Source organism: Humibacter ginsengiterrae (assembly GCF_054780115.1).
Genome location: NZ_BAAGWY010000002.1, coordinates 472,232 through 493,211 on the forward strand (window position 1 = coordinate 472,232; position 20,980 = coordinate 493,211).

At 67.7% G+C, this 20,980-nt stretch carries 23 protein-coding genes; 18 read left to right on the plus strand and 5 right to left on the minus strand.

Annotation, left to right across the window (positions count from 1 at the left end; genetic code table 11):
* Nucleotides 1–190: 190 nt before the first annotated feature.
* From recA to dapF, 5 genes are all read left to right on the plus strand, one after another.
* Entirely contained in the window at nucleotides 191–1,264 is a 1,074-nt protein-coding gene (recA, locus tag ACYVII_RS04725; RefSeq protein ID WP_460531732.1) for a recombinase RecA, read from the plus strand.
* 84 nt (nucleotides 1,265–1,348) lie between these two features.
* Nucleotides 1,349–1,981 (plus strand): regulatory protein RecX, encoded by a 633-nt coding sequence (locus ACYVII_RS04730; protein WP_460531735.1) that lies wholly within the window; start codon nucleotides 1,349–1,351, stop codon nucleotides 1,979–1,981.
* Nucleotides 1,982–2,032: 51 nt separating this feature from the next.
* A complete protein-coding gene (gene miaB / locus ACYVII_RS04735) occupies nucleotides 2,033–3,679 on the plus strand; it encodes a tRNA (N6-isopentenyl adenosine(37)-C2)-methylthiotransferase MiaB (RefSeq protein WP_460531738.1) in 1,647 nt (548 codons plus the stop codon).
* Between the two features lie 37 nt (nucleotides 3,680–3,716).
* Nucleotides 3,717–4,679, plus strand: a complete 963-nt coding sequence (gene miaA / locus ACYVII_RS04740; RefSeq protein ID WP_460531884.1) for a tRNA (adenosine(37)-N6)-dimethylallyltransferase MiaA — start codon at nucleotides 3,717–3,719, stop codon at nucleotides 4,677–4,679.
* Nucleotides 4,676–5,554: a diaminopimelate epimerase gene (gene dapF, locus ACYVII_RS04745; RefSeq protein ID WP_460531741.1), complete on the plus strand. Its 879-nt coding sequence runs from the start codon at nucleotides 4,676–4,678 to the stop codon at nucleotides 5,552–5,554. Before miaA ends, dapF begins: the two co-directional genes overlap by 4 nt.
* Before the next feature lie 5 nt (nucleotides 5,555–5,559).
* Here dapF and ACYVII_RS04750 read toward each other — a convergent pair whose 3' ends face one another.
* Complete coding sequence (locus tag ACYVII_RS04750; RefSeq protein ID WP_460531744.1) at nucleotides 5,560–6,201, minus strand: class I SAM-dependent methyltransferase; 642 nt, start codon at nucleotides 6,199–6,201, stop codon at nucleotides 5,560–5,562.
* 90 nt (nucleotides 6,202–6,291) lie between these two features.
* Between ACYVII_RS04750 and hflX the strand changes: the two genes are divergently transcribed.
* The 3 genes from hflX (at nucleotide 6,292) to metE (ending at nucleotide 11,532) form a co-directional block, all read left to right on the plus strand.
* On the plus strand, nucleotides 6,292–7,863 hold the full coding sequence (hflX, locus tag ACYVII_RS04755; RefSeq protein WP_460531747.1) for a GTPase HflX: 1,572 nt from the start codon (nucleotides 6,292–6,294) through the stop codon (nucleotides 7,861–7,863).
* A 253-nt stretch (nucleotides 7,864–8,116) separates the two neighbouring features.
* Nucleotides 8,117–9,202, plus strand: coding sequence for a methylenetetrahydrofolate reductase (locus tag ACYVII_RS04760; RefSeq protein WP_460531751.1), 1,086 nt, complete (start codon nucleotides 8,117–8,119; stop codon nucleotides 9,200–9,202).
* Complete coding sequence (gene metE / locus ACYVII_RS04765) at nucleotides 9,199–11,532, plus strand: 5-methyltetrahydropteroyltriglutamate--homocysteine S-methyltransferase (RefSeq protein ID WP_460531754.1); 2,334 nt, start codon at nucleotides 9,199–9,201, stop codon at nucleotides 11,530–11,532. Before ACYVII_RS04760 ends, metE begins: the two co-directional genes overlap by 4 nt.
* 29 nt (nucleotides 11,533–11,561) lie before the next feature.
* Here the strand turns inward: metE and ACYVII_RS04770 are convergent, their stop codons facing one another.
* Nucleotides 11,562–11,729, minus strand: a complete 168-nt coding sequence (locus ACYVII_RS04770; protein ID WP_460531757.1) for a hypothetical protein — start codon at nucleotides 11,727–11,729, stop codon at nucleotides 11,562–11,564.
* A gap of 23 nt (nucleotides 11,730–11,752) precedes the next feature.
* On the minus strand, nucleotides 11,753–12,427 hold the full coding sequence (gene lexA / locus ACYVII_RS04775) for a transcriptional repressor LexA (protein ID WP_460531887.1): 675 nt from the start codon (nucleotides 12,425–12,427) through the stop codon (nucleotides 11,753–11,755).
* A gap of 395 nt (nucleotides 12,428–12,822) precedes the next feature.
* On the opposite strand from lexA, the gene ACYVII_RS04780 reads away from it, so the two are divergent.
* Genes ACYVII_RS04780 through ACYVII_RS04805 form a run of 6 tightly spaced genes read left to right on the plus strand, consistent with a single transcriptional unit; the run spans nucleotide 12,823 to nucleotide 17,237 of the window.
* Nucleotides 12,823–13,227 (plus strand): LysM peptidoglycan-binding domain-containing protein, encoded by a 405-nt coding sequence (locus ACYVII_RS04780; protein ID WP_460531760.1) that lies wholly within the window; start codon nucleotides 12,823–12,825, stop codon nucleotides 13,225–13,227.
* A gap of 22 nt (nucleotides 13,228–13,249) precedes the next feature.
* On the plus strand, nucleotides 13,250–14,371 hold the full coding sequence (locus ACYVII_RS04785; RefSeq protein WP_460531763.1) for a histidinol-phosphate transaminase: 1,122 nt from the start codon (nucleotides 13,250–13,252) through the stop codon (nucleotides 14,369–14,371).
* Nucleotides 14,372–14,381: 10 nt separating this feature from the next.
* Nucleotides 14,382–14,984, plus strand: coding sequence for an imidazoleglycerol-phosphate dehydratase (hisB, locus tag ACYVII_RS04790; protein ID WP_460531766.1), 603 nt, complete (start codon nucleotides 14,382–14,384; stop codon nucleotides 14,982–14,984).
* On the plus strand, nucleotides 14,981–15,649 hold the full coding sequence (gene hisH / locus ACYVII_RS04795) for an imidazole glycerol phosphate synthase subunit HisH (RefSeq protein ID WP_460531770.1): 669 nt from the start codon (nucleotides 14,981–14,983) through the stop codon (nucleotides 15,647–15,649). The genes hisB and hisH overlap by 4 nt, the downstream gene beginning before the upstream one ends.
* Nucleotides 15,650–15,709: 60 nt before the next feature.
* Nucleotides 15,710–16,456: a 1-(5-phosphoribosyl)-5-[(5-phosphoribosylamino)methylideneamino] imidazole-4-carboxamide isomerase gene (priA, locus tag ACYVII_RS04800; RefSeq protein WP_460531773.1), complete on the plus strand. Its 747-nt coding sequence runs from the start codon at nucleotides 15,710–15,712 to the stop codon at nucleotides 16,454–16,456.
* Nucleotides 16,443–17,237 carry an SseB family protein gene (locus ACYVII_RS04805; RefSeq protein WP_460531776.1) on the plus strand — a complete coding sequence of 265 codons (795 nt, stop codon included), beginning with the start codon at nucleotides 16,443–16,445 and terminating at the stop codon, nucleotides 17,235–17,237. The genes priA and ACYVII_RS04805 overlap by 14 nt, the downstream gene beginning before the upstream one ends.
* Nucleotides 17,238–17,247: 10 nt before the next feature.
* On the opposite strand, the gene ACYVII_RS04810 is transcribed toward ACYVII_RS04805, so the two are convergent.
* Entirely contained in the window at nucleotides 17,248–17,637 is a 390-nt protein-coding gene (locus tag ACYVII_RS04810; protein WP_460531779.1) for a DUF1844 domain-containing protein, read from the minus strand.
* Between the two features lie 363 nt (nucleotides 17,638–18,000).
* Here ACYVII_RS04810 and infC point away from each other — a divergent pair, with 363 nt between their 5' ends.
* From infC to ACYVII_RS04830, 4 genes are all read left to right on the plus strand, one after another.
* Complete coding sequence (gene infC, locus ACYVII_RS04815) at nucleotides 18,001–18,600, plus strand: translation initiation factor IF-3 (RefSeq protein WP_440296035.1); 600 nt, start codon at nucleotides 18,001–18,003, stop codon at nucleotides 18,598–18,600.
* A complete protein-coding gene (gene rpmI, locus ACYVII_RS04820; RefSeq protein WP_440296034.1) occupies nucleotides 18,600–18,794 on the plus strand; it encodes a 50S ribosomal protein L35 in 195 nt (64 codons plus the stop codon). Before infC ends, rpmI begins: the two co-directional genes overlap by 1 nt.
* 31 nt (nucleotides 18,795–18,825) lie before the next feature.
* Complete coding sequence (gene rplT, locus ACYVII_RS04825; protein WP_460531782.1) at nucleotides 18,826–19,209, plus strand: 50S ribosomal protein L20; 384 nt, start codon at nucleotides 18,826–18,828, stop codon at nucleotides 19,207–19,209.
* A gap of 106 nt (nucleotides 19,210–19,315) precedes the next feature.
* Nucleotides 19,316–20,116 (plus strand): TrmH family RNA methyltransferase, encoded by an 801-nt coding sequence (locus ACYVII_RS04830; RefSeq protein ID WP_460531785.1) that lies wholly within the window; start codon nucleotides 19,316–19,318, stop codon nucleotides 20,114–20,116.
* 9 nt (nucleotides 20,117–20,125) lie between these two features.
* Here ACYVII_RS04830 and ACYVII_RS04835 read toward each other — a convergent pair whose 3' ends face one another.
* Nucleotides 20,126–20,947 carry a class I SAM-dependent DNA methyltransferase gene (locus ACYVII_RS04835; protein ID WP_460531788.1) on the minus strand — a complete coding sequence of 274 codons (822 nt, stop codon included), beginning with the start codon at nucleotides 20,945–20,947 and terminating at the stop codon, nucleotides 20,126–20,128.
* Nucleotides 20,948–20,980: the final 33 nt, after the last annotated feature.

Sequence of the window (20,980 nt, forward strand, 5' to 3'; positions counted from 1 at the left end):
TTCGAAAAAGGCCCCGACACGCCACGCGATCGTACGAAGAGATGTTCGGGTGTTGCTACTCTGAGTCCACAGAACTTCTCGAAGCGAGTTATCCACTTCGCGCCGGTCCGGCATCCCGTTGTCGCAGGTGCGTCCTACGGTACGAAGCAGCGATTACACGACGACTGTTCCGGCGAAAGGAAGCCACACCATGCCCACTCCAGCAGATCGCGAAAAGGCACTCGAGACCGCTCTCGCTCAGATCGACCGGCAGTTCGGCAAGGGCTCCGTCATGCGACTGGGCAGCGATGAGCGTGCTCCCGTCGAGGTGATCCCCACGGGTTCGATCGCCCTCGATGTCGCGCTCGGCATCGGCGGACTACCGCGTGGCCGCATCGTCGAGATCTACGGTCCGGAGTCCTCCGGAAAGACGACGCTGACGCTGCACGCCATCGCCAACGCCCAGAAGAACGGCGGAATCGCCGCGTTCATCGATGCCGAGCACGCGCTCGACCCGGAGTACGCGAAGAAGCTCGGCGTCGACATCGACTCGCTCCTCGTCTCGCAGCCCGATACAGGGGAGCAGGCGCTGGAGATTGCGGACATGCTGGTGCGAAGCGGATCGATCGACCTCATCGTGATCGACTCCGTCGCCGCGCTCGTTCCGCGTGCCGAGATCGAGGGCGAGATGGGCGACTCGCACGTCGGCCTTCAAGCCAGGCTCATGTCGCAGGCGCTCCGCAAGCTGACCGGTGCGCTCAACCAGACGAACACCACGATGATCTTCATCAACCAGCTTCGCGAGAAGGTGGGCGTGTTCTTCGGCAGCCCCGAGACGACCTCCGGCGGCAAGGCGCTCAAGTTCTACGCGTCGGTGCGACTCGACATCCGCCGTATCGAGACGCTGAAGGACGGCACGGAGGCCGTCGGCAACCGCACCAGGGTCAAGGTCGTCAAGAACAAGATGGCTCCGCCGTTCAAGCAGGCCGAGTTCGACATCCTGTACGGCGTGGGCATCTCGCGCGAGGGCAGTCTTCTGGACTACGGAGTCGAGCAGGCCATCGTGAAGAAGTCCGGCGCCTGGTACACCTACGAGGGCGACCAGCTCGGTCAGGGCAAGGAGAACTCGCGCAACTTCCTGATCGACAACCCCGACATCGCCGCCGAGATCGAGCGCAAGATCCTGGTCAAGCTCGGCGTGATCGTCGACCCGAATGCACCGGTGGAGAGCGTCTCGAACGTCGAGTCGATCGAGACGAAGATCGCACAGCGCAAGGGTGCCTGAGGCGAGCGCACGATGGTGGTGCAATTTCCGCCTGCGGGGTCCGCTGACCGCGGGCCGGCAGCTGAGGGGCGTGGACTCGCTCCGGTGACATACCTGCCGGGCGCCCAGCCGTCCGATGCGGCCCAGAATGCGCTCGCCCGGGTCCGGTCCCTGTCGCGCCGTGCCGCGGCAGACGCCGATGAGAACGCCACAACGGCTCAACTCGATCGCCGAGACCGCAAGGCGACACGCGCCGGCAACGTGGCGATCCATCAGCTCGCACGGCGAGGCATGTCCCGTTGGGAGCTCGAGCAGGTGCTGGCCAAGCGTGAGGTGGATGGCGAAACGGCGGCGGCCGAACTCGACCGACTCGAAAGCCTCGGGCTACTCGACGACGCGGCCCTCGCGGTCTCTGTCGTCTACTCGATGCACACTCGCAAGGGGTCGGGCCGGGCGGCCATCGAGGGGGAACTGCGTAGGCGGCACCTCGACGACGCGGTCATCGCCGATGCGATGGCAGAACTCGACGGCGACGACGAGCTCGAACGAGCTACCGAGTTGGCGATGGCCCGTGCTCGGCAGTTGCGCTCGGTCGACTACGACGTCGCTGCGAGGCGGCTGAGCGCATACCTCGCACGCAAGGGCTACGACGGCGAGGTCATCCGAGCGTCGGTGCGCACGGCTTTGGAGGGGCACCCGCGCGGTTCGACGGCGAGCGGGGGAGTCCGTTTCCGCTGAGACTGCACCGCATCCAGCGATCAGGTACGCGAACGTAGACTAGTGCGCACTATGACCATTGCCGATCGAATCCGACCCAGCTCGGCTCCGACGTCGATCGCCGTGTCGGACGCCGCCGTCGATGCCGATGGACACGTGCGCACGTACGAGGTGCGCACCTACGGCTGCCAGATGAACGTGCACGATTCGGAGCGCCTCAGCGGTTCGCTGGAGGCGGCGGGGTACGTGCGGGCGTCCGGAGCCGAAGCCGACGTCGTCGTGATCAACACGTGTGCGGTGCGCGAGAATGCGGACAACAAGCTCTATGGCAACCTCGGCCACCTGGCATCCGTGAAGAGGCGGCACGCCGGGATGCAGATCGCCGTCGGAGGCTGCCTCGCCCAGAAGGACAAGAACGTCATCCTGGAGAAGGCTCCCTGGGTCGACGTCGTGTTCGGCACGCACAACATGGGAGCGCTGCCGAACCTGCTGGAGCGCGCGCGGCACAACCACGAAGCCCAGGTTGAGATCCTCGAAGCCCTCGAGACGTTCCCGTCGACGCTTCCCACGAAACGGGACTCCACCTACAGCGGCTGGGTGTCTATCTCGGTCGGCTGCAACAACACGTGCACCTTCTGCATCGTGCCGTCGCTGCGAGGCAAGGAGAACGACCGCCGCCCGGGCGACGTGCTCGCCGAGATCAAGTCACTGGTCGACGACGGCGCCATCGAGGTAACGCTCCTCGGCCAGAACGTGAACTCCTACGGCGTCGACTTCGGCGACCGGCTCGCGTTCGGCAAGCTGCTGAGGGCCGCGGGCGCGATCGAGGGGCTGGAGCGCATCCGGTTCACCTCGCCTCATCCCGCTGCGTTCACCGACGACGTGATCGACGCCATGGCCGAGACGCCCGCCGTGATGCCACAGCTGCACATGCCGCTGCAGTCCGGATCGGACCGGATCCTACGCGCCATGCGCCGCAGCTACCGTTCGGCGAAGTTCCTCGGCATCCTCGACAGGGTCCGCTCCCGCATCCCAGATGCCGCCATCAGCACCGACATCATCGTCGGGTTCCCTGGTGAGACCGAGGAGGACTTCCAGGAGACCGTCCGCGTCGTGGAGCAGGCCCGTTTCGCGTCGGCGTTCACGTTCCAGTACTCCGCGCGACCCGGCACCCCCGCCGCCACCATGGCCGACCAGGTGCCGAAAGATGTCGTGCAGGAACGCTACGACAGGTTGATCGCCCTGCAGGAGCGCATCGGCCTGGAGGAGAACGAGAAGCTCGTCGGCCGTGAGGTGCAGGTGCTCGTCGCCACCGGCGAGGGCAAGAAGGACGCAGAGACGCACCGCATGAGCGGACGCGCCGAAGACAGCCGCCTCGTGCACTTCGAGGTACCGGAAGGATCGGAGCTCCCGCGGCCCGGCGACGTCGTCAGCGTACGCATCACGCACGCGGCGCCGTTCCATCTGCTGGCCGACGCCGAACCGGGCGAGACACTCCGAGTGCGCCGCACCCGAGCGGGGGACGCCTGGGACAACGCGGAGGCCGAGTCTTGTGCCGTGCCCTCGCACGGGTCATCGGGTGCCGAGCGCAAGGTGTCCCTCGGCCTGCCGGGGCTGCGTCCCCGATCGGAACTGGGCTCGCCGCGGCACTCTCTGGACCAGGGAACGCCGGCCGGTCCCACGACGCCGATCTACGATCTCGCCGACGGCGAGCGGTGATCCGTCCGACGTGAGCGAACCCGCCGAGCAGGCGTCCGTGCGCTCACCCGCGGGCTCCGAAGGGTCGTCTCACTACCTCGCGATCGTCGGCGCGACCGGAACCGGCAAGAGCGACCTCGCGCTCGAGGTCGCGGTCGCCCTCAGGGAGCGTGGGGTCCGGGCCGAGATCGTGGGCGCAGACGCCATGCAGTTCTACCGCGGCATGAACATCGGCACCGCCAAAATCGCACCTGATGAGCGCCGCGGCATTCCGCATCATCTCATCGACGTGCTCGAGGTGACGCAAGAGGCGACTGTCGCGTGGTATCAGCCGCTCGCCAGGCGCGCGATCGATGACATCCTCAGCAGGCGAGCGGTGCCGATCCTCGTCGGCGGGTCGGGACTGTACGTCTCCTCGGTGCTGTACGACTTCGCGTTCCCCGGGCGAGATGCGGCGTTGCGGGCACGACTCGAGACCGAAGCGCAGGCATCCGGCACCCGCCCGCTGCTGGATCGGCTGCGAGCGCTCGACCCGGCCACGGCGGAGCGCGTGGATCCGGCGAACTCGCGACGCGTCATCCGTGCTCTGGAGGTGGCCGAGCTGCAGCAGAAGGGCCACGGTGCGTCCCTTCCCGAGCGGCCGGTGCCGTGGTCACCGATGACCGTGGTCGGCCTTGCCGTCCCACGCGAACGGCTCGTCGAGCGGCTGGATGCCCGCGTCGAGCGCATGTGGGAATCCGGGCTACTCGACGAGGTGCGTGGCCTTCTCGCCCAAGGTCTGGACCGGGGTGCGACCGCGTCGAAGGCGATCGGCTACGCCCAGGCCGCGGCACAACTGCGCGGTGAGCTGACGCAGGACCAAGCCATCGCTGAGACGCAACGGCTCACCCGCCGATACGCGCGGCGGCAGGTCTCCTGGTTCAAGCGGTATCCGGAACCGACCTGGCTCGACGCTTCCGATACGAGTGAGGTGGCGCGCGGTGGGCTCGTCGCAGCCGTACTGGATAGGCTTGCGCGGTGACCACACTCTCGTTCAGCAAGGGCCACGGCGCCGGCAACGACTTCGTGCTCTTCGCCGACCCTGAAGGCGTCGTCGATCTCACGGCGGCGCAGATCGCGTTGATCTGCGACCGGCACTTCGGCGTGGGTGCTGACGGTGTGATCCGTGCCGTGAAGTCGTCGGCGATTCCCGAGGGCGGTGTTGCACTCTCGGAGGACCCCACGGCCGAGTGGTTCATGGACTACCACAACGCCGACGGCACCCCGGCGGAGATGTGCGGCAACGGCATCCGGGTATTCACCCGCTATCTGATCGACGGCGGATTCGCCCACCTGCAGCCCGGCCAGACCCTTCCGATCGGGACGCGCGCCGGCGTGCGAGACGTGCAGCAGAGCGGGTCGGGATTCCAGGTCGATCTCGGCCGCTGGCACCTCACCGGCGATGACCCCACGGTGCGGGCCAAGGGCTTGGGCGTGGCGCGCCCCGGAGTCGGCATCGACGTGGGCAACCCGCACGTGGTGGTGGCCCTGGCCGACGACGACGAGCTCGACCGCCTCGATCTCGGACCCACGCCGATCCTCGATCCTGAGCCGGTGAACGGCGCGAATGTGGAGTTCGTCGTGCCATTCGAGCCGCTCGTCGACGACGGTGTGGGCCGCATCCGCATGCGGGTGCACGAACGCGGAAGCGGTGAGACTCTGGCGTGCGGCACCGGTACCGCTGCCGCAGCGCTGGCCACCCGGTACTGGGCCGGAGACGGCGCTCCAGACAACTGGAAGGTGCGCACTCCGGGCGGAACGCTGGGCGTGCGGATGTTCCCCGCCGAGGACGGCGAGCACGTCGCGTTGTCGGGTCCCGCCGAGCTCGTCTACGACGGCGAGGTCACGATCGGCTGACGCCGTCAGTCGCGGGAAGCTGCCTGCGGTACAGCCTCTTCGCGGTGCACGTTCAGCACACGGAATCCCTTGCTGGAGGAGGCGCGTCGCACGCCGAACCCGGTGGGAAGCTCCGCCTCGAGCCACCGCTGCAGCGAGTCGGAGCCGAGGTTGCGCTGCACGACGAGCCAGGCATCCGCCTGCGTCTCCAGCCGCGGCAGCCAGCGCAGAAGAAGGGCGTGCAGTTCGTCCTTGCCGACGCGGATCGGCGGATTCGACCAGATCGCGCGAAAGGCGACGTGGTCGGGAACATCATCCGGCAGCACGGCGTTGACGTTCGTGAGTCCGAGGGTCGACGCGTTGCGGCGCACCACGTCGAGCGCACGCTCGTTGACGTCGACGGCCCAGATGGTCGCGTCAGGGGACTCGAGCGCCAGGGTGAGAGCGACCGGTCCCCAGCCGCAGCCGAGGTCGAGGAGGTCGCCCGTGGCGGGGGCATCGGGCGCATCGGCCAGGAGCACCCGCGTGCCGATGTCGATGTGGTCGGGGCTGAAGATGCCCGAAGCGGTGACGAGCTCGACCTCACGGCCCGCGAGGCGCACGGCGAGCGGGCGCAGCTTCGCATCCCCGCCGGGTCGTGACGTGAAGTAGTGCTCACCGCTGGCCATACAAGGAAAGTACCGGCCGGCTGGAGCTGGGACCAAAAGGATGACAGCACCGAGATGTTGTCGGCAGGGAGAACTATGGTTGACCACACGATGACGCAAACCCACGATGAGCACCGGCGCGATGACGCGCTCGATGACGTGACCGCCGCCCGCGACGACGAGACACAGGACGACGTCGTCGCTCGGGTTCTCGCGCGCGCGGAGCAGGCATCCGCTCGAACGACGATCTTCGGGCAGGGGGCACTGGCCCTGCAGCGCTCCGCCGCCGACGGGCAGACCGACGACGGCGAGCAGTTCGACCGCGAAGAGCGCGCGGCCTTGCGTCGTGTCGCGGGCCTCTCGACGGAGCTCGAAGACGTCACCGAGGTCGAGTACCGGCAGTTACGGCTCGAGAACGTGGTGCTGATCGGCGTCTACTCGGCGGGCACGCAGCTGGATGCAGAGAACTCCTTGCGCGAACTCGCGGCACTGGCCGAAACGGCCGGCGCCGTCGTGCTGGACGGCCTGCTGCAGCGGCGACCGCACCCCGATCCCGGTACCTATCTCGGCAGCGGAAAGGCGCAGGAGCTGCACGACATCGTCAAAGCACTCGGTGCAGATACGGTCGTCGCCGACACCGAGCTGGCGCCGAGTCAGAGGCGCGCGCTCGAAGACATCGTCAAGGTCAAGGTGATCGATCGCACCGCGGTGATCCTCGACATCTTCAGTCAGCATGCGAAGAGCCGCGAGGGCAAGGCGCAGGTGGAGCTGGCGCAGCTCGAGTACCTGCTCCCGCGTCTGCGCGGCTGGGGCGAGTCGATGAGCCGGCAGGCCGGCGGCCAGGTCGGCGGCGCAGGCGCCGGTATGGGCAGCCGTGGTCCCGGTGAGACGAAGATCGAGCTGGATCGTCGGCGCATCCACTCCCGTATGGCGAAGCTGCGCAGGCAGATCAAGGACTTCAAGCCGGCACGCGAGGCGAAGCGCGCCAACCGCCGCCGCAACAGTGTGCCGTCGGTGGCCATCGCCGGGTATACGAATGCCGGCAAGTCGAGCCTGCTGAACCGCATCACCAAGGCCGGTGTGCTCGTCGAGAACGCGCTGTTCGCCACGCTGGATGCCACAGTGCGGCGCTCGATCACCGCCGACGGGCGCCTGTACACGCTTGCCGACACCGTGGGTTTCGTGCGCAATCTTCCGCATCAGCTGGTCGAGGCGTTTCGGTCGACGCTGGAAGAGGTCGCCGACGCGGATGTGATCGTGCACGTCGTCGATGCCTCCCACCCCGACCCCGCGGCTCAGCTCGCCACTGTTCGGGACGTGATCGGGGAGGTCGGTGGCCGCGACATCCCGGAGCTGGTGGTCTTCAACAAGGCGGACCTCATCGACGATGGTCGACGTCTCGAGCTGCGCGGGCTGGAGCCGGCAGCGGTGTTCGCGTCCGCACGCACGGGTGAAGGCATAGACGAGGTGCTCTCGGCGATCGCTCGCGCGCTGCCCGATCGGTCCGTCGAGATCGATGTGCTGATCCCGTATGACAGGGGAGATCTCGTCTCGGCGCTGCACGAGCGCGGCCGGGTGATGCACACGGCGTACGAGCCGGATGGCACCAGGGTCACCGCCAAGGTGGCGCCCGAGTTCGTGCCCGTCTTCGAGCCGTTCCGCGCGCAGCCCGTCGTCGCCTGACGTAGCTGGGTGCTTTGTAGCGCTGCGTAACACGCAGTATCCGTTCCCGCGGCGCTTTGTTACTGTGATCGCATTGTTCGTCGAGCACGGCCGAGCCGGCCTGTTCGACTGGAGCGACAGCCGAGCCCGGCACCCGCCCCGAGCCGCGTGAACGAGCGGCCGCTGCATCAGCGGTCGCGAACGATGCGGTGCGGATGCCTTCGGCCATCAGTTGCGATCGACAGCCTCCGCGCCGCCCTAGTGGGGAGCCGCCATGAGTGCACAGCACGCCGACGACGGCTCGGCCTCCGTGCCTCCGTGCGACGGGCCGCGTTCAGACGAGGGGCGCTGCCCGGTCGGAACGCCCTTCTCGTTCGAGCTGTATCCGCCTCGCAATGAGGCGGCCGCGCGTGCTCTGCCGCGCACCATCCAGCGCCTCGCCGCCGTCCAGCCGCGCTTCATCTCGGTCACGTACGGTGCCGGCGGCTCGTCACACGCGAACTCGCTCGAGGTGGTCAGGTACATCACCCAGAACACGCCGGTGCCGGCGATGGCCCACCTGACCTGCGTCGGTTCGTCCCACGAGCAGGCCGGCCGCATGATCCGCGAGTTCCTGGGCGCGGGCGTCACCCGGTTCCTTGCAGTGCGTGGCGATCCGCCCGTGGGTGCGTCGGAGGATGCCCCGCTCGGCGACCTGCACAGCGCTGCGGAGCTCGTGCAGTTGATTCACCGAATTCAGGCCGAGCACGCCCCATACCGTGAGATCCCGATGCCCGGCCTCACGCATGCGAGCGCCGTCGGCAGGCGCGAGAAGGTCACGATCGCCGTCGCCGCCTACCTCAACGGACATCCGCGTTCCCGTTCGATCGAGCAGGACATCGACACCCTTCTTGCGAAACAGGCGCAGGGTGCGAACCTTGCGATCACCCAGCTGTTCTTCCACGCCGAGGACTACTTCGCCTTCGTCGAGCGCGCACGCCGCGCGGGCGTGACGCTGCCCATCCTGCCCGGCATCATGCCCGTGACCTCACCGGCGCGACTTCGCCGCATTCTGGAGCTGAACGGCGAGGACCTTCCAAGCGATCTCAGCATCCGCCTCGAAGTGGAACCCACCGACGAGGGCAGACGTGAGATCGGCATCGAGCATGCCGCCCAGCTCACGGAACGGCTCATCGCCGGCGGCGCCCCAGGCATCCACCTGTGCACGTTCAACCAGCCGCAGACGTCGCTCGCGGTGCTCGAGCGCTGCGGTCTGATCGACCCATCGGCGCTCGAGGAAGACTTCGCGGCGAAGACGGCAGTCGAGGCGATCACGACCATCCCACACCAGCAGGCCAGCAAACAGAAGGAAAGCGCATGACCTCCTCCACCTTCCCGACCGGCACGATCGTCGGGTACCCGCGCATCGGCCGTCGCCGCGAGCTCAAGAAAGCCGTCGAGGCGTTCTGGGCGGGCACGATCACCGCGGACGAGCTCGAGACGACGGCAGCGGGGCTCCGTCGTGCCACGCGCGACCGGTTGTCACGGCTCGGCCTCGGCAAGACCGACTCCGCCATTCCCGAGACATTCAGCTACTACGACCAGGTGCTGGATGCCGCGATCACACTCGGCGCGGTGCCCGCGCGTTTCGCGGGCCTGCAGGATGCCGATGGCCGCGTCGACCTCGCTGGCTACTTCACGATCGCCCGTGGTGCAGGCGACGACGCCCCGCTGGAGATGACGAAGTGGTTCGATTCGAACTACCACTATCTGGTGCCCGAGATCGCACCTGACGCGAGCTTCCGGCTGGCGTCCGATCGACTCGTCCGCGAGTTCGAAGAAGCGAAGGCCGACGGATACCTCACCCGCCCGGTCATCGTCGGACCGGTCACGTTCCTGGCGCTCAGCAAGCCGGCCGACGGTGCACCCGCGGACTTCCGGCCGTTGTCGCGGCTCGGGGACGTGCTCCCTGTCTACGCGCGGCTTCTTTCCGAGTTGAAGGCGGCGGGCGCCGAGTGGGTCCAGCTGGACGAGCCCGCTCTGGTGAGCGAGAGCCTCGACGACACCCGAGCCGACCTGCTCGCCGCAGCCCGCGTCGCCTACGAGGCGCTTGGCAGCGCGTCCGACCGGCCGAGCCTGTTGGTCGCGGCGCCCTACGGCAGTCTCGACGACGCCCTTGCGGTGCTCGCCGCCACGAACATCGAGGCGATCTCGCTCGACCTCGTGCGCGGAAGCATCCCGTCGCAGCTGGATGCCGACACGAAGGCGGCTCTGCGCGGTAAGACCGTGGTGGGTGGTGTGATCGACGGCCACAACGTCTGGCGCGGCGACCTGGAGGCCGCGTTCGGTGCCCTCGAGTCGTTGCTGGCGCTGTCGCCGAACCTCGCGGCATCCACCTCGACCTCGCTCCTGCACGTGCCGCACGACGTCGACGATGAGCCGGCGCTGGACGACGGGCTCAAGTCCTGGCTCGCGTTCGCCGACCAGAAGGTCGGGCAGGTCGCTACGCTGGCGCGCGGCCTGGAGGATGGGCACGAGGCGATCCAGGAGGAGCTGGCACAGGCGTCCGCCGCTCTTTCCGACCGGCTGGGTGCGCCCGGTGTGCGCGACGGGGCTGTGCGCGCTCGCGCCGAAGCGCTCACCGACGCGGACTTCCGGCGCGGTGACTACGCAGCCCGGCTCGCTGCTCAGGATGCCGCGCTCGGTCTCCCGCTGCTGCCCACGACCACGATCGGCTCGTTCCCGCAGACCGGCGACATCCGGCGCGCACGTGCACAGTTCGCGAAGGGCATCATCACCGAGGCGGAGTATCTCGGGCTCATGCAGGCGGAGATCAAGCGCGTCGTCGATCTGCAGGAGGAGATCGGCATCGACGTCATCGTGCATGGCGAGCCGGAGCGCAACGACATGGTGCAGTACTTCGCCGAGAACCTCGACGGCTTCGCGGTGACGCAGAACGGCTGGGTGCAGTCGTATGGAAGTCGTTGCACCCGGCCGTCGATTCTTTGGGGAGACGTGTCTCGCCCGAAGCCGATCACGGTCGAATGGTCGACCTACACCCAGTCGCTGACCGATAAGCCGGTGAAGGGGATGCTCACCGGCCCGGTCACGATTCTCGCCTGGTCGTTCGTGCGCGACGACCAGCCGCTCGGCGACACGGCACGGCAGGTCGCGCTCGCGTTGCGCGATGAGATCGCCGATCTCGAGTCCGCGGGGATCCGGATCGTGCAGGTGGACGAGCCCGCGTTGCGCGAGCTGCTCCCGCTCAAGAAGAAGGATCAGGCGGACTACCTCGACTGGTCGGTCGGCTCGTTCCGTCTCGCCACGAGCGGTGTCGGCGACGCGACGCAGATCCACACCCACCTGTGCTACTCCGAGTTCGGCGTCGTCATCGACGCGATCCGCAACCTGGATGCCGACGTGACCAGCATCGAGGCTGCGCGCAGCCGCATGGAGGTGGTCGACGACATCAAGGCCAGCGGCTTCGACCACGGCATCGGCCCCGGTGTATACGACATCCACTCTCCGCGCGTGCCGTCGGTGGGTGAGGTCACCGAGCTGCTTGAGAAGGCCTTGGGCGGTATTCCGGAGCGGCAGGTATGGGTGAACCCGGACTGCGGTCTCAAGACGCGTGGATACGACGAGACGGTCGCGTCGCTGAAGAACATCATCGAGGCGACTCGGGCGGTTCGCGAGAAGCAGCCGGCGTAGTGAACGACGGCGGATGCCGACGGCTGCCGTCAGCCGCTGGCATCCGCCGTAAGTACGCGGTCGAGCTTCGCGAACGTTCGTCTCCGGTTCTGCGCGTAATCGTGCTCGGAAGCGCCGCGGAGCTCGCCGTGCACGAACCGCATCGCGGTGCCGTGTACATCCGGCGCGAACTCGACGGTCACGTGCACCGACGACACGGCCGAGTTGCCCGCGGGTGTGATCAGACCGCGCGCAGCACGGCGACGACCTTGCCCACCACGTCGGCGAAGTCACCGAGGATCGGTTCGTATGCCGAGTTGCGCGGCAAAAGCCAGGTGTGTCCGTCCCGTTGCCGGAAGACCTTGACGGTGGCCTCCCCGTCGAGCATCGCCGCGACGATGTCGCCGTTCTCCGCAGTCTTCTGCTGCCGCACTACTACCCAGTCGCCATCGCAGATCGCGGCGTCGATCATCGACTCGCCCTGAACCTTCAGCATGAACAGCTCGCCGTTGCCAACGAGTTGCCGGGGGAGCGGGAATACTTCCTCGACCTGTTGTTCCGCCGTGATGGGAACACCGGCGGCGATTCGGCCCACCATGGGCACCATGGTGGCGTCACCGACCGGGATCGACGTCTCGAAGTCCGTTGAGGCTTCGGCGCGCCCCGTGCCCTCTGGCAGGTCGATCAGCACCTCGAGCGCGCGAGGCCGGTTCGGGTCGCGGCGCAGGTATCCGCTCAGCTCGAGCTGACCCAGCTGATGAGCCACGCTGGAGAGCGACGCGAGTCCGACCGCGTCGCCGATCTCACGCATGCTGGGCGGATACCCGCGCTTGCTCACCGAACGCTGGATGACCTCGAGAATCGCGCGCTGCTTATCGCTGAGGTTCTTGCGCCGCCGCGTGCGCGGCTTCTCCACGCGGCTACCGCGGGCAGCTGAGCCCGCTACGGCCGCGGCAGAGGACTGCCGGCCATCGTGCTGTGGGCCATCGACGTCGGTCAACGTGCTCTTCCTCTCGTCATCGGCGGTCTGCGCTGCTCCTGGGGAGAGATCCGCCGAGGTGATACCCGGTCTACGACGAACGTTTCGAACGTCTCCTGCGGCGAATGCCCCGGGCCTCTCGTAACGAATGTCGGTGGTGCGTGTTGAGGTGTTCCTGACAGATCGAAACTCTATCCGGGTTTCGGCCTGGATCGGCGACTTTGTTCGAGCGTGTTGACAACTCGAACGAGGCAGATCCGAACATACCGTTGAAATCCGCGAGAATCGAAGATAGGTTCGGAACACGGGTTCGAGACTGAAGGGAGACGGTCATGACGACCATCGCACTGGCGCACTCCGCCCGAAACATTCCGGCTGCGCCCGTCCGTCTTCGCGCAGCGGCCGATGCCCGGCCCTCGCGCGTTCGCACTCGCCTCACGCGTCGTGGCCGCGTCGTGCTGTCGGCGCTCATCGTTCTGCCGCTCCTCGTCGGCGGCGGGGCCCTGCTTGCCAGCGGCGGCGCCATGGCGGGCATCCAGTCCCCGAGCGCGTCGTTCCATCACCTGACGGTGCAGCCGGGCGAGTCGCTGTGGAGCATCGCGGAGCGTGTGGCCCCGCGCAGCGACCCGCGTGACGTGGTCGCCGCGTTCGTGGACCTGAACGGATTGTCGTCGAGCACGATCCAGGCAGGAGAGCAACTGGCGATCCCGCATGAGTTCGACGAATCGAGCCGGTGACAGGTCGCCCTAGCATTGACGAGTGATCTCGTTCTCCGACCTCCCGCTCCGTGATGATCTGCGCGGCAAGTCGCCGTACGGCGCGCCGCAGTCTCCTGTGCCCGTCGCACTGAACGTCAACGAGAACACCCATCCGATTCCGGACGACGTCGTGGCAGACATCCTCCAGTCGGTCGGTACGGCGCTGAAGGGCGCGAACCGCTATCCGGACCGGGAGTTCTTCGAGTTGCGCGAGGCGCTGGCCGGCTACTTGGGCCATGGTCTGGATACCTCCAACATCTGGGCGGCGAACGGCTCCAACGAGGTGCTGCAGCAGATTCTGCAGGCGTTCGGCGGCCCCGGACGCAGCGCACTCGGCTTCGCGCCGACCTATTCGATGTATCCCCTGCTCGCCGCCGGCACGGGTACCGAGTGGATCGCCGTTGATCGCGAGCCGGACTTCGTCGTCACCCCCGACCACGCGGCCGCCGCAGTTCTGGAGCACCGTCCGGACGTCGTCATCCTGTGCGCACCGAACAATCCGACCGGAACCCCGCTCGAGCTGGACGTCGTCGAAGCGGTCTACGACGTGACAGACGGCATCGTGGTCGTCGACGAGGCGTACCAGGAGTTCATGCCCGAGGCTGCGCCTAGTGCGCTGACGCTGCTTCCCGGTCGTGAACGGCTGATTGTTTCTCGCACGATGAGCAAGGCGTTCGCTTTCGCCGGTGTGCGGCTCGGGTATCTCGCGGCCGACCCCGCCGTAGCAGATGCCCTTCGTCTCGTACGGCTGCCGTATCACCTGTCGGTTCTGACGCAGGCGGCCGCAGTGGCCGCTCTGCGGCACTCCGGCGAGATGCTCGCGACGGTGCACGACATCGTCGTTCAACGAGACCGGATCGCATCACGACTGGCGGAGCTCGGCTTTGCCGTGCACGACTCCGGCAGCAACTTCGTGCTGTTCGGCGGTGTGGACGACCCGCACGCGATGTTCCTCGCGCTGAAGGAGCGGGGCATCCTGGTGCGCGACGTCGGCATCCCCCATCACCTGCGCGTGAGTGCCGGCACGGAGGCGGAGACCACGGTCTTCCTCGATGCCATGGCCGAGCTGACTGCGGCACCGGCGTCCGCGACGACGGCGAGCACGGCCACCTCGCTCAATTAGGCTTGACGGCATGAGCAGCCGCAGTGCGAGCATCCGCCGCGAGACCAGCGAGTCGAGCATTGAGCTGTCGCTCGATCTGGACGGCACGGGCCGCAGCAGCGTGCACACGACGGTGCCCTTCTACGACCACCTGCTCACCGCGTTCGCCAAGCACTCGCTCACCGATCTGACGGTGCGTGCCAAGGGGGACATCGAGATCGACGTACACCACACCGTGGAAGACGTCGGCATCGTCCTCGGGCTGGCGATCAGGGATGCCCTGGGCGACAAGTCCGGCATCTCGCGCTACGGCGACGCGACGGTGCCGCTCGACGAGGCGCTCGTGCAGGCAGTGGTCGATATCTCCGGGCGGCCGTATCTCGTGCACTCCGGTGAGCCGGCCGGCTTCGAGCACCACCTGATCGGCGGTCACTTCACAGGATCGATGGTGCGCCACGTCTTCGAGGCCATCGCGTTCAACGCCGCGCTCACCGTCCACGTGCGCGTGCTCGGCGGTCGCGATCCGCACCACATCGCGGAGGCGGAATTCAAGGCATTCGCCCGCGCCTTCCGGCAGGCGAAAGCCCTCGACCCGCTCGTGCAAGGCATTCCGTCGACCAAGGGCGCACTGTGACGAACGGCACGGCCGACGGCTCTTCGCCCACCGTCGTCGTGCTCGACTACGGTTCGGGCAACGTGCACTCGGCGGCCAAGGCGCTCGAGGCGGTCGGAGCGGATGTCACGCTGACGAGCGACCGGCACGCGGCGATGGATGCCGACGGGCTGGTGGTACCTGGCGTTGGCGCCTTCAAGGCGGTCGTCGATCAACTGCGGGCGGTGCACGGCGCCGAGATCATCGACCGGCGTCTCGCAGGCGGGCGCCCGGTGCTCGGCATCTGTGTGGGCATGCAGGTGCTGTTCGAGCGTGGCGTCGAGCATGGGCACGACGCGGAGGGCCTCGGCGAGTGGCCCGGCACCGTCGAGCGGCTGGAATCCGGCGTGCTCCCGCACATGGGCTGGAACACGGTGGATGCTCCCGTCGACTCTGTGCTCTTCGACGGCGTGCGCGATGAGCGCTTCTACTTCGTGCACTCGTATGCGGCCCAGCGCTGGGAACTCGAGCCATCGGGCCGGTTCCAAGCCGCAAAGCTCACCTGGGCCGACCACGGCGGCCGATTCGTCGCCGCCGTGGAGAACGGACCGCTCTCCGCCACCCAGTTCCACCCGGAGAAATCGGGTCGCGCAGGTATGCGGCTGCTGAGCAACTGGGTGCAGAGCCTGCCCGTCCTCGCCGCCTAGGCTGCGGCATCCGATCGTCCTCTCGCCTTCAGTCCGCGTCATCGAAAGAGCAAGCCACTCATGAGCCCCATCAGCGACACCCCCGAACTCGTGCTGCTCCCGGCCGTCGACATCGCCGACGGGAAGGCGGTGCGGTTGACCCAGGGCGAAGCGGGAAGCGAGACCAGCTACGGAGACCCGGTCGATGCTGCGCAGGAGTGGGCGGAGCAGGGTGCCGAGTGGATTCATCTGGTCGACCTCGATGCGGCGTTCGGCCGCGGCCACAACCGTGACGTGCTCAAGGCGGTGATGCGATCGAGGCACGACGTGAAGATCGAGCTGTCGGGCGGCATCCGCGACGATGCTTCGCTGGAGCACGCACTCGAGCTCGGGGCGAAGCGCGTGAATCTCGGCACCGCGGCGCTGGAGAACCCGCAGTGGGCATCCGACGTGATCTCGCGCTACGGCGAGGCGATCGCTGTCGGTCTCGACGTACGTGGAACCACCCTCGCGGCCCGCGGGTGGACGCAGGACGGCGGCGATCTCTGGGAGGTGCTCGCACAGCTCGAAGACGCCGGATGCGCGCGCTACGTCGTCACGGACGTCACCAAGGACGGCACCCTGCGCGGGCCGAACCTTGACCTTCTGCGTCAGGTCACGGCTCGCACGGACCGCCCGGTGGTCGCCTCCGGCGGAGTCTCCAGCCTGGACGACATCGTCGCCCTCCGAGAGCTCGTCCCGCTCGGCGTGGAGGGCGCGATCGTCGGAAAGGCGCTCTACTCCGGCGCTTTCACGCTTCCGGAGGCGCTGGACGTTGCCCGGCGCTGAGGGCTCCCGTCACCGCTTCGGGTCGACCGACCGGGCGGACTCGGCCGGTCTGCCGTGGGAAGGGCGCTCCTTCGAACAGGTGCAGGCGTCGAGCGACGACGGTTCGGCGGATCCGGCTCTGCTGACCGCCCTGACCGCGTTCGGGCAAGGAGCTGCAGGTCAGCGGGCCGTGGTCGATGCGCTCCGTTCCGCGCGTCTGCTCGTGCCTCTGCTCGCCCAGGCAGGCGATGTCGGCGAGACACCCGATGGACACCTCGTCGACAAGACGCAGGAGCTGTCGATCGCCACCGTGCGGGCGCCGGACGGCCGGGCGGTGCTCCCCGCGTTCTCGTCCGTGCAGACCATGATTGCGTGGAATGCGCTGGCGCGCCCCGTTCCCGCCGTCGGGCCGCGCGTCGCCTTGGCGGCGGCGAGCGAGCAGACGGAGCTCGTGGTGATCGACCCGACGGCTCCCACCGAGTTCGTGCTCCGCCGTCCCGTGGTGAAGGCACTGGCCACGGGGGAGCCGTGGACGTCGCCGTGGCAGGACGACGCCGTCTTCGCGGCCTTCACCGAGGCATCCCGGCACGAACCGGCCGTGCAGGCAGTGGCGCTCTCGGCCGGCGACCCGACTGCCCGATTGCAGGGCGCCGAGGTCGTGGTGACGCTGACGCTGCGCCCCGGCCTCGACCGGGATGCCCTCGACGCCGTCGTGACGCGACTCACGTCGGCCTGGGCCGCCTCGGCACTCATCGCGGATCGCGTCGACTCGATGACCCTCCGCCTGCGTTCCGCAGACTGAGCGGAACCGGTCAGTTCACCGGGCCGGTGTACTTCTCTCCCGGTCCCGAGCCGGGTGCATCCGGGATGGCGGATGCCTCGCGGAAAGCGAGCTGCAGGCTGCGCAGGCCATCGCGCAGACTGCGCGCGTGCTGGTCGCCGATGTGCTGGGCGCTGGCCGTCACCAGACCGGCCAACGCGTCGATCAGCTTGCGGGCCTCGTCCAGGTCCGTCTGCGCATCCGGGTCGTCGGCGAGCCCGCACTTCACGGCGGCTGCGCTCATCAGGTGCACGGCCGTGGTGGTGATCACCTCGACGGCCGGCACATCCGCGATGTCGCGCGTTGCCTCTGCCAGCGCCGCATCTTCGGCCTGCAGTGCGGCATCGCCTCCGTCGAATCGGTGGATGTGCTGATCGGACATGGGGCCTCCGCGGCAGGTGGACATGGTGAAGGGCATCGGCGGACGATTCGGCTGGCGACCCGGTTGTCTGCTAAGCTGTGTCGGGCTTTCGGAGCATCATGCCCCGAAAGGAAAAGTGGAGACTCTCCCACCCGCGATGACCGCTTCATCAGGTTACCGGGTCGTTACGCACTCCGCTTCGCACGACGAAAGTCGCCGAGGCTGACGAAAAGGGTGCGGGATGCGCGGCCGTGCGCGAGCACGGATCGCACGTGTGTGAGACCTCTGCCGACCACCTGCGACGCCGTCGCGGGTGCCGTTCACAGCAATGTTCGATCAGAGGAGACACGCATCAGCGATCCCCGTACCAATGACCGTATCCGCGTGCCCGAGGTCCGCCTCGTCGGCCCCGGCGGAGAGCAGATCGGCGTCGTCAAGATCGAGGTCGCCATTCGTCTCGCGCAGGAAGCAGACATGGACCTCGTCGAGGTGGCTCCGAACTCGAAGCCTCCGGTGGCCAAGATCATGGATTACGGCAAGTTCAAGTACGAGGCTGCGCAGAAGGCCAAAGAGGCCAGGCGCAACCAGGCGAACACCGTGCTGAAAGAGGTGCGGTTCCGCCTCAAGATCGACAAACACGACTACGAGACGAAGCGCAAGCGCGCCGAGGGATTCCTCAAGTCCGGCGACAAGGTCAAGGCCATGATCCTGTTCCGCGGGCGCGAGCAGTCCCGGCCCGAGCAGGGCGTGCGCTTGCTGCAGCGGTTCGCCGAGGATGTCGCGGAGTTCGGTTCCGTGGAATCGACCCCGACCATCGACGGCCGCAACATGGTCATGGTCATCGGCCCCTTGAAGAACAAGTCGGAGGCCAAGGCCGAGGCCAACGCACAACGTGCCGCCAACCGGGCGCGCTCCCAGCAGCAGCGATCCGGCGAGACGGCCACCGAGGCGGAAACCGAATCCGCCACCGATGAGGAGAAATAATGCCCAAGCAGAAGACCCACTCCGGGGCCAAGAAGCGTTTCAAGCTCACCGGCAGCGGCAAGGTGATGAAGCAGCAGGCCGGCATGCGCCACCACCTGGAGCTCAAGACGAGCCGTCGTACGCGCCGCCTGAACCAGGACCAGGTGCTTCCGAACGTCGACGCCAAGGTCGCCAAGAAGCTCCTCGGCAAGTAAGCCGACACGACGCGTAAAGGAATTACGAACAATGGCAAGAGTGAAGAGGGCCGTCAACGCCCACAAGAAGCGTCGGGTCATCCTCGAGCGCGCCGAGGGCTACCGCGGCCAGCGGTCGCGCCTGTACCGCAAGGCGAAGGAGCAGGTCACCCACTCGCTGGTCTACAGCTACCGTGACCGTCGTGCCCGCAAGGGTGACTTCCGTCGTCTGTGGATCCAGCGCATCAACGCCGCGAGCCGCCAGAACGGCCTGACGTACAACCGCTTCATCCAGGGTCTGAACCTGGCCGGTGTCGAGGTGGACCGTCGCATCCTTGCAGAGCTGGCCGTGAACGAGCCCGCCACGTTCGCCGCGCTCGTCGAGACCGCGAAGAAGGCGCTGCCCGCTGACACCTCCGCCCCCAAGGCTGCATAGGCAAGAACAGGACGGCCCGGCTCCCATGGGGAGTCGGGCCGTTCCGCATGTCCCGGGAAGGAGCGTCCGGCAACCTGCAAGCCCGGCCAACGGCTAGGCTGAGCGCGTGCTCGACAACCCCCGGTCGCCAAGGGTCCGTGCCGTCGCCAAACTCGCGAAGAAACCGGCGCGTGCCGACACCGGGACATTCTTGCTGGAGGGTCCGCAGGCGGCGCGCGAGGCGCTCGCGTGGCGTCCGGAGCTCGTGGTCGAGCTCTTCCTCACCGAGCACGCGCTGCGCAAGCACGATGACGTCGTCGCACTGGCCAGGCAGGCGGAGGTGCGTACGGAGCTCGTGGCTGAGCACGTGCTCGACGCGATGGCGGATACGGTCACGCCGCAGGGGTTCGTGGCGGTGTGCCGGCAGTTCCCGGTCTCCCTCGACGCGGTCTTCGACGCGTCACCACGACTGATCGCGGTGCTGGAAGAGGTGCGCGATCCGGGGAACGCGGGCACGATCATCCGTGCCGCGGACTCGGCGGGAGCGGATGCCGTCGTGTTCTCCGGCCATACCGTCGATCTCTACAACCCGAAGGTCGTCCGCTCGACGACGGGTTCGATCTTCCACGTGCCTGTGGCGGTGGCCGCCACCATCGACGCCGTGCTCGAGCAGGCCAAGACTGCGGGACTCCGCGTGCTCGCCGCCGACATGGCAGGCGATGACCTGCTGCTCGCGCGCGTGAGCGGCGAGCTCGCCGAGCCGACCGCATGGGTGTTCGGCAACGAGGCGCACGGGCTGTCCGACGAAGCCGTAGCCCTCGTCGATCGGGTGATCACGGTGCCCATCTACGGGCACGCCGAGTCGATGAATCTGGCGACCGCGGCGTCGGTGTGCCTGTACGAGTCGGCGTTCGCGCAGCGATCCTGACGAGCAGGCTCAGCCGTTCCGTACAGCTGTGACCACCATTGCGGCGTAGTCCATCGTGAACGACCCGCCGGCGACGTCGATCGCCTGGCCGATTTCGCGCAGCAGCGGATCGAGCCCCTCGGCGGGCACCTGGTTGAACCCGCCAGAGGTCGGCAGCCCGTCCAGCCATTCGTTCCGGGTGTACTCCCGGCGCCAGTCGAATCGCCACTGCTCGGCCTTGCCGAATGCGCCGGATTCCCGGATGCCCGCACTCGCCTTGTCCAGCTGCGACGCGTATCCGGACAGCCCCGCCGAGATCCCCCTGGCGAACGGCGTCCCGGGCAGAGCGCGTGCGAGCGCGGCATCGAACGCGGCTCCGAGCTCCGGTGGGAACTGCATCACGTTCCAGAACACCGCAAGCCTTCCACCGGGCCGGAGCACGCTCCCGGCTTTGGCCGCGCCCGCGACCGGGTCGATCCAGTGCCACGTCTGCCCGGCGATGACGAGGTCGAAGTCGCGGCCGGCAGAGTTCCACTCTTCGAACTTCGCCACCTCGACGTCGAAGCCGCGTGCCCTGGCGAACTCGGCCATGCGGGCATCCACGTCCACTCCCGTGATGCGTGCGCCGCGGTCGCGAAACGGCAGAGCGGAGATGCCGGTGCCGATGCCGACGTCGAGCACGTCTGCCGTGTCAGAGACGGTAGGGGTTTCGGAAAGAACCCGGTCGGCCAATTCGCTCGGGTAGCGCGGGCGGGCGCGGTCGTAGGCCGCGGCGTGAGCACCGAACGACTCCGCCATGTCTCGCGCGTTATGGGATTCGGATGCCGTGAAGCGCTCGGGTAGAGTGACCATGCGCCCACTATAAGTGGGCACGTGGCCACTATC

Coding starts and splice junctions, on each gene's coding strand:
- priA (WP_460531773.1), top strand. CDS start 15,710: ATGAGCCCCATCAGCGACACCCCCGAACTCGTGCTGCTCCCGGCCGTC.
- ACYVII_RS04760 (WP_460531751.1), top strand. CDS start 8,117: ATGAGTGCACAGCACGCCGACGACGGCTCGGCCTCCGTGCCTCCGTGC.
- hflX (WP_460531747.1), top strand. CDS start 6,292: ATGACGCAAACCCACGATGAGCACCGGCGCGATGACGCGCTCGATGAC.
- hisB (WP_460531766.1), top strand. CDS start 14,382: ATGAGCAGCCGCAGTGCGAGCATCCGCCGCGAGACCAGCGAGTCGAGC.
- recA (WP_460531732.1), top strand. CDS start 191: ATGCCCACTCCAGCAGATCGCGAAAAGGCACTCGAGACCGCTCTCGCT.
- ACYVII_RS04780 (WP_460531760.1), top strand. CDS start 12,823: ATGACGACCATCGCACTGGCGCACTCCGCCCGAAACATTCCGGCTGCG.
- ACYVII_RS04810 (WP_460531779.1), bottom strand. CDS start 17,637: ATGTCCGATCAGCACATCCACCGATTCGACGGAGGCGATGCCGCACTG.
- metE (WP_460531754.1), top strand. CDS start 9,199: ATGACCTCCTCCACCTTCCCGACCGGCACGATCGTCGGGTACCCGCGC.
- rpmI (WP_440296034.1), top strand. CDS start 18,600: ATGCCCAAGCAGAAGACCCACTCCGGGGCCAAGAAGCGTTTCAAGCTC.
- ACYVII_RS04835 (WP_460531788.1), bottom strand. CDS start 20,947: ATGGTCACTCTACCCGAGCGCTTCACGGCATCCGAATCCCATAACGCG.
- miaB (WP_460531738.1), top strand. CDS start 2,033: ATGACCATTGCCGATCGAATCCGACCCAGCTCGGCTCCGACGTCGATC.
- ACYVII_RS04750 (WP_460531744.1), bottom strand. CDS start 6,201: ATGGCCAGCGGTGAGCACTACTTCACGTCACGACCCGGCGGGGATGCG.
- rplT (WP_460531782.1), top strand. CDS start 18,826: ATGGCAAGAGTGAAGAGGGCCGTCAACGCCCACAAGAAGCGTCGGGTC.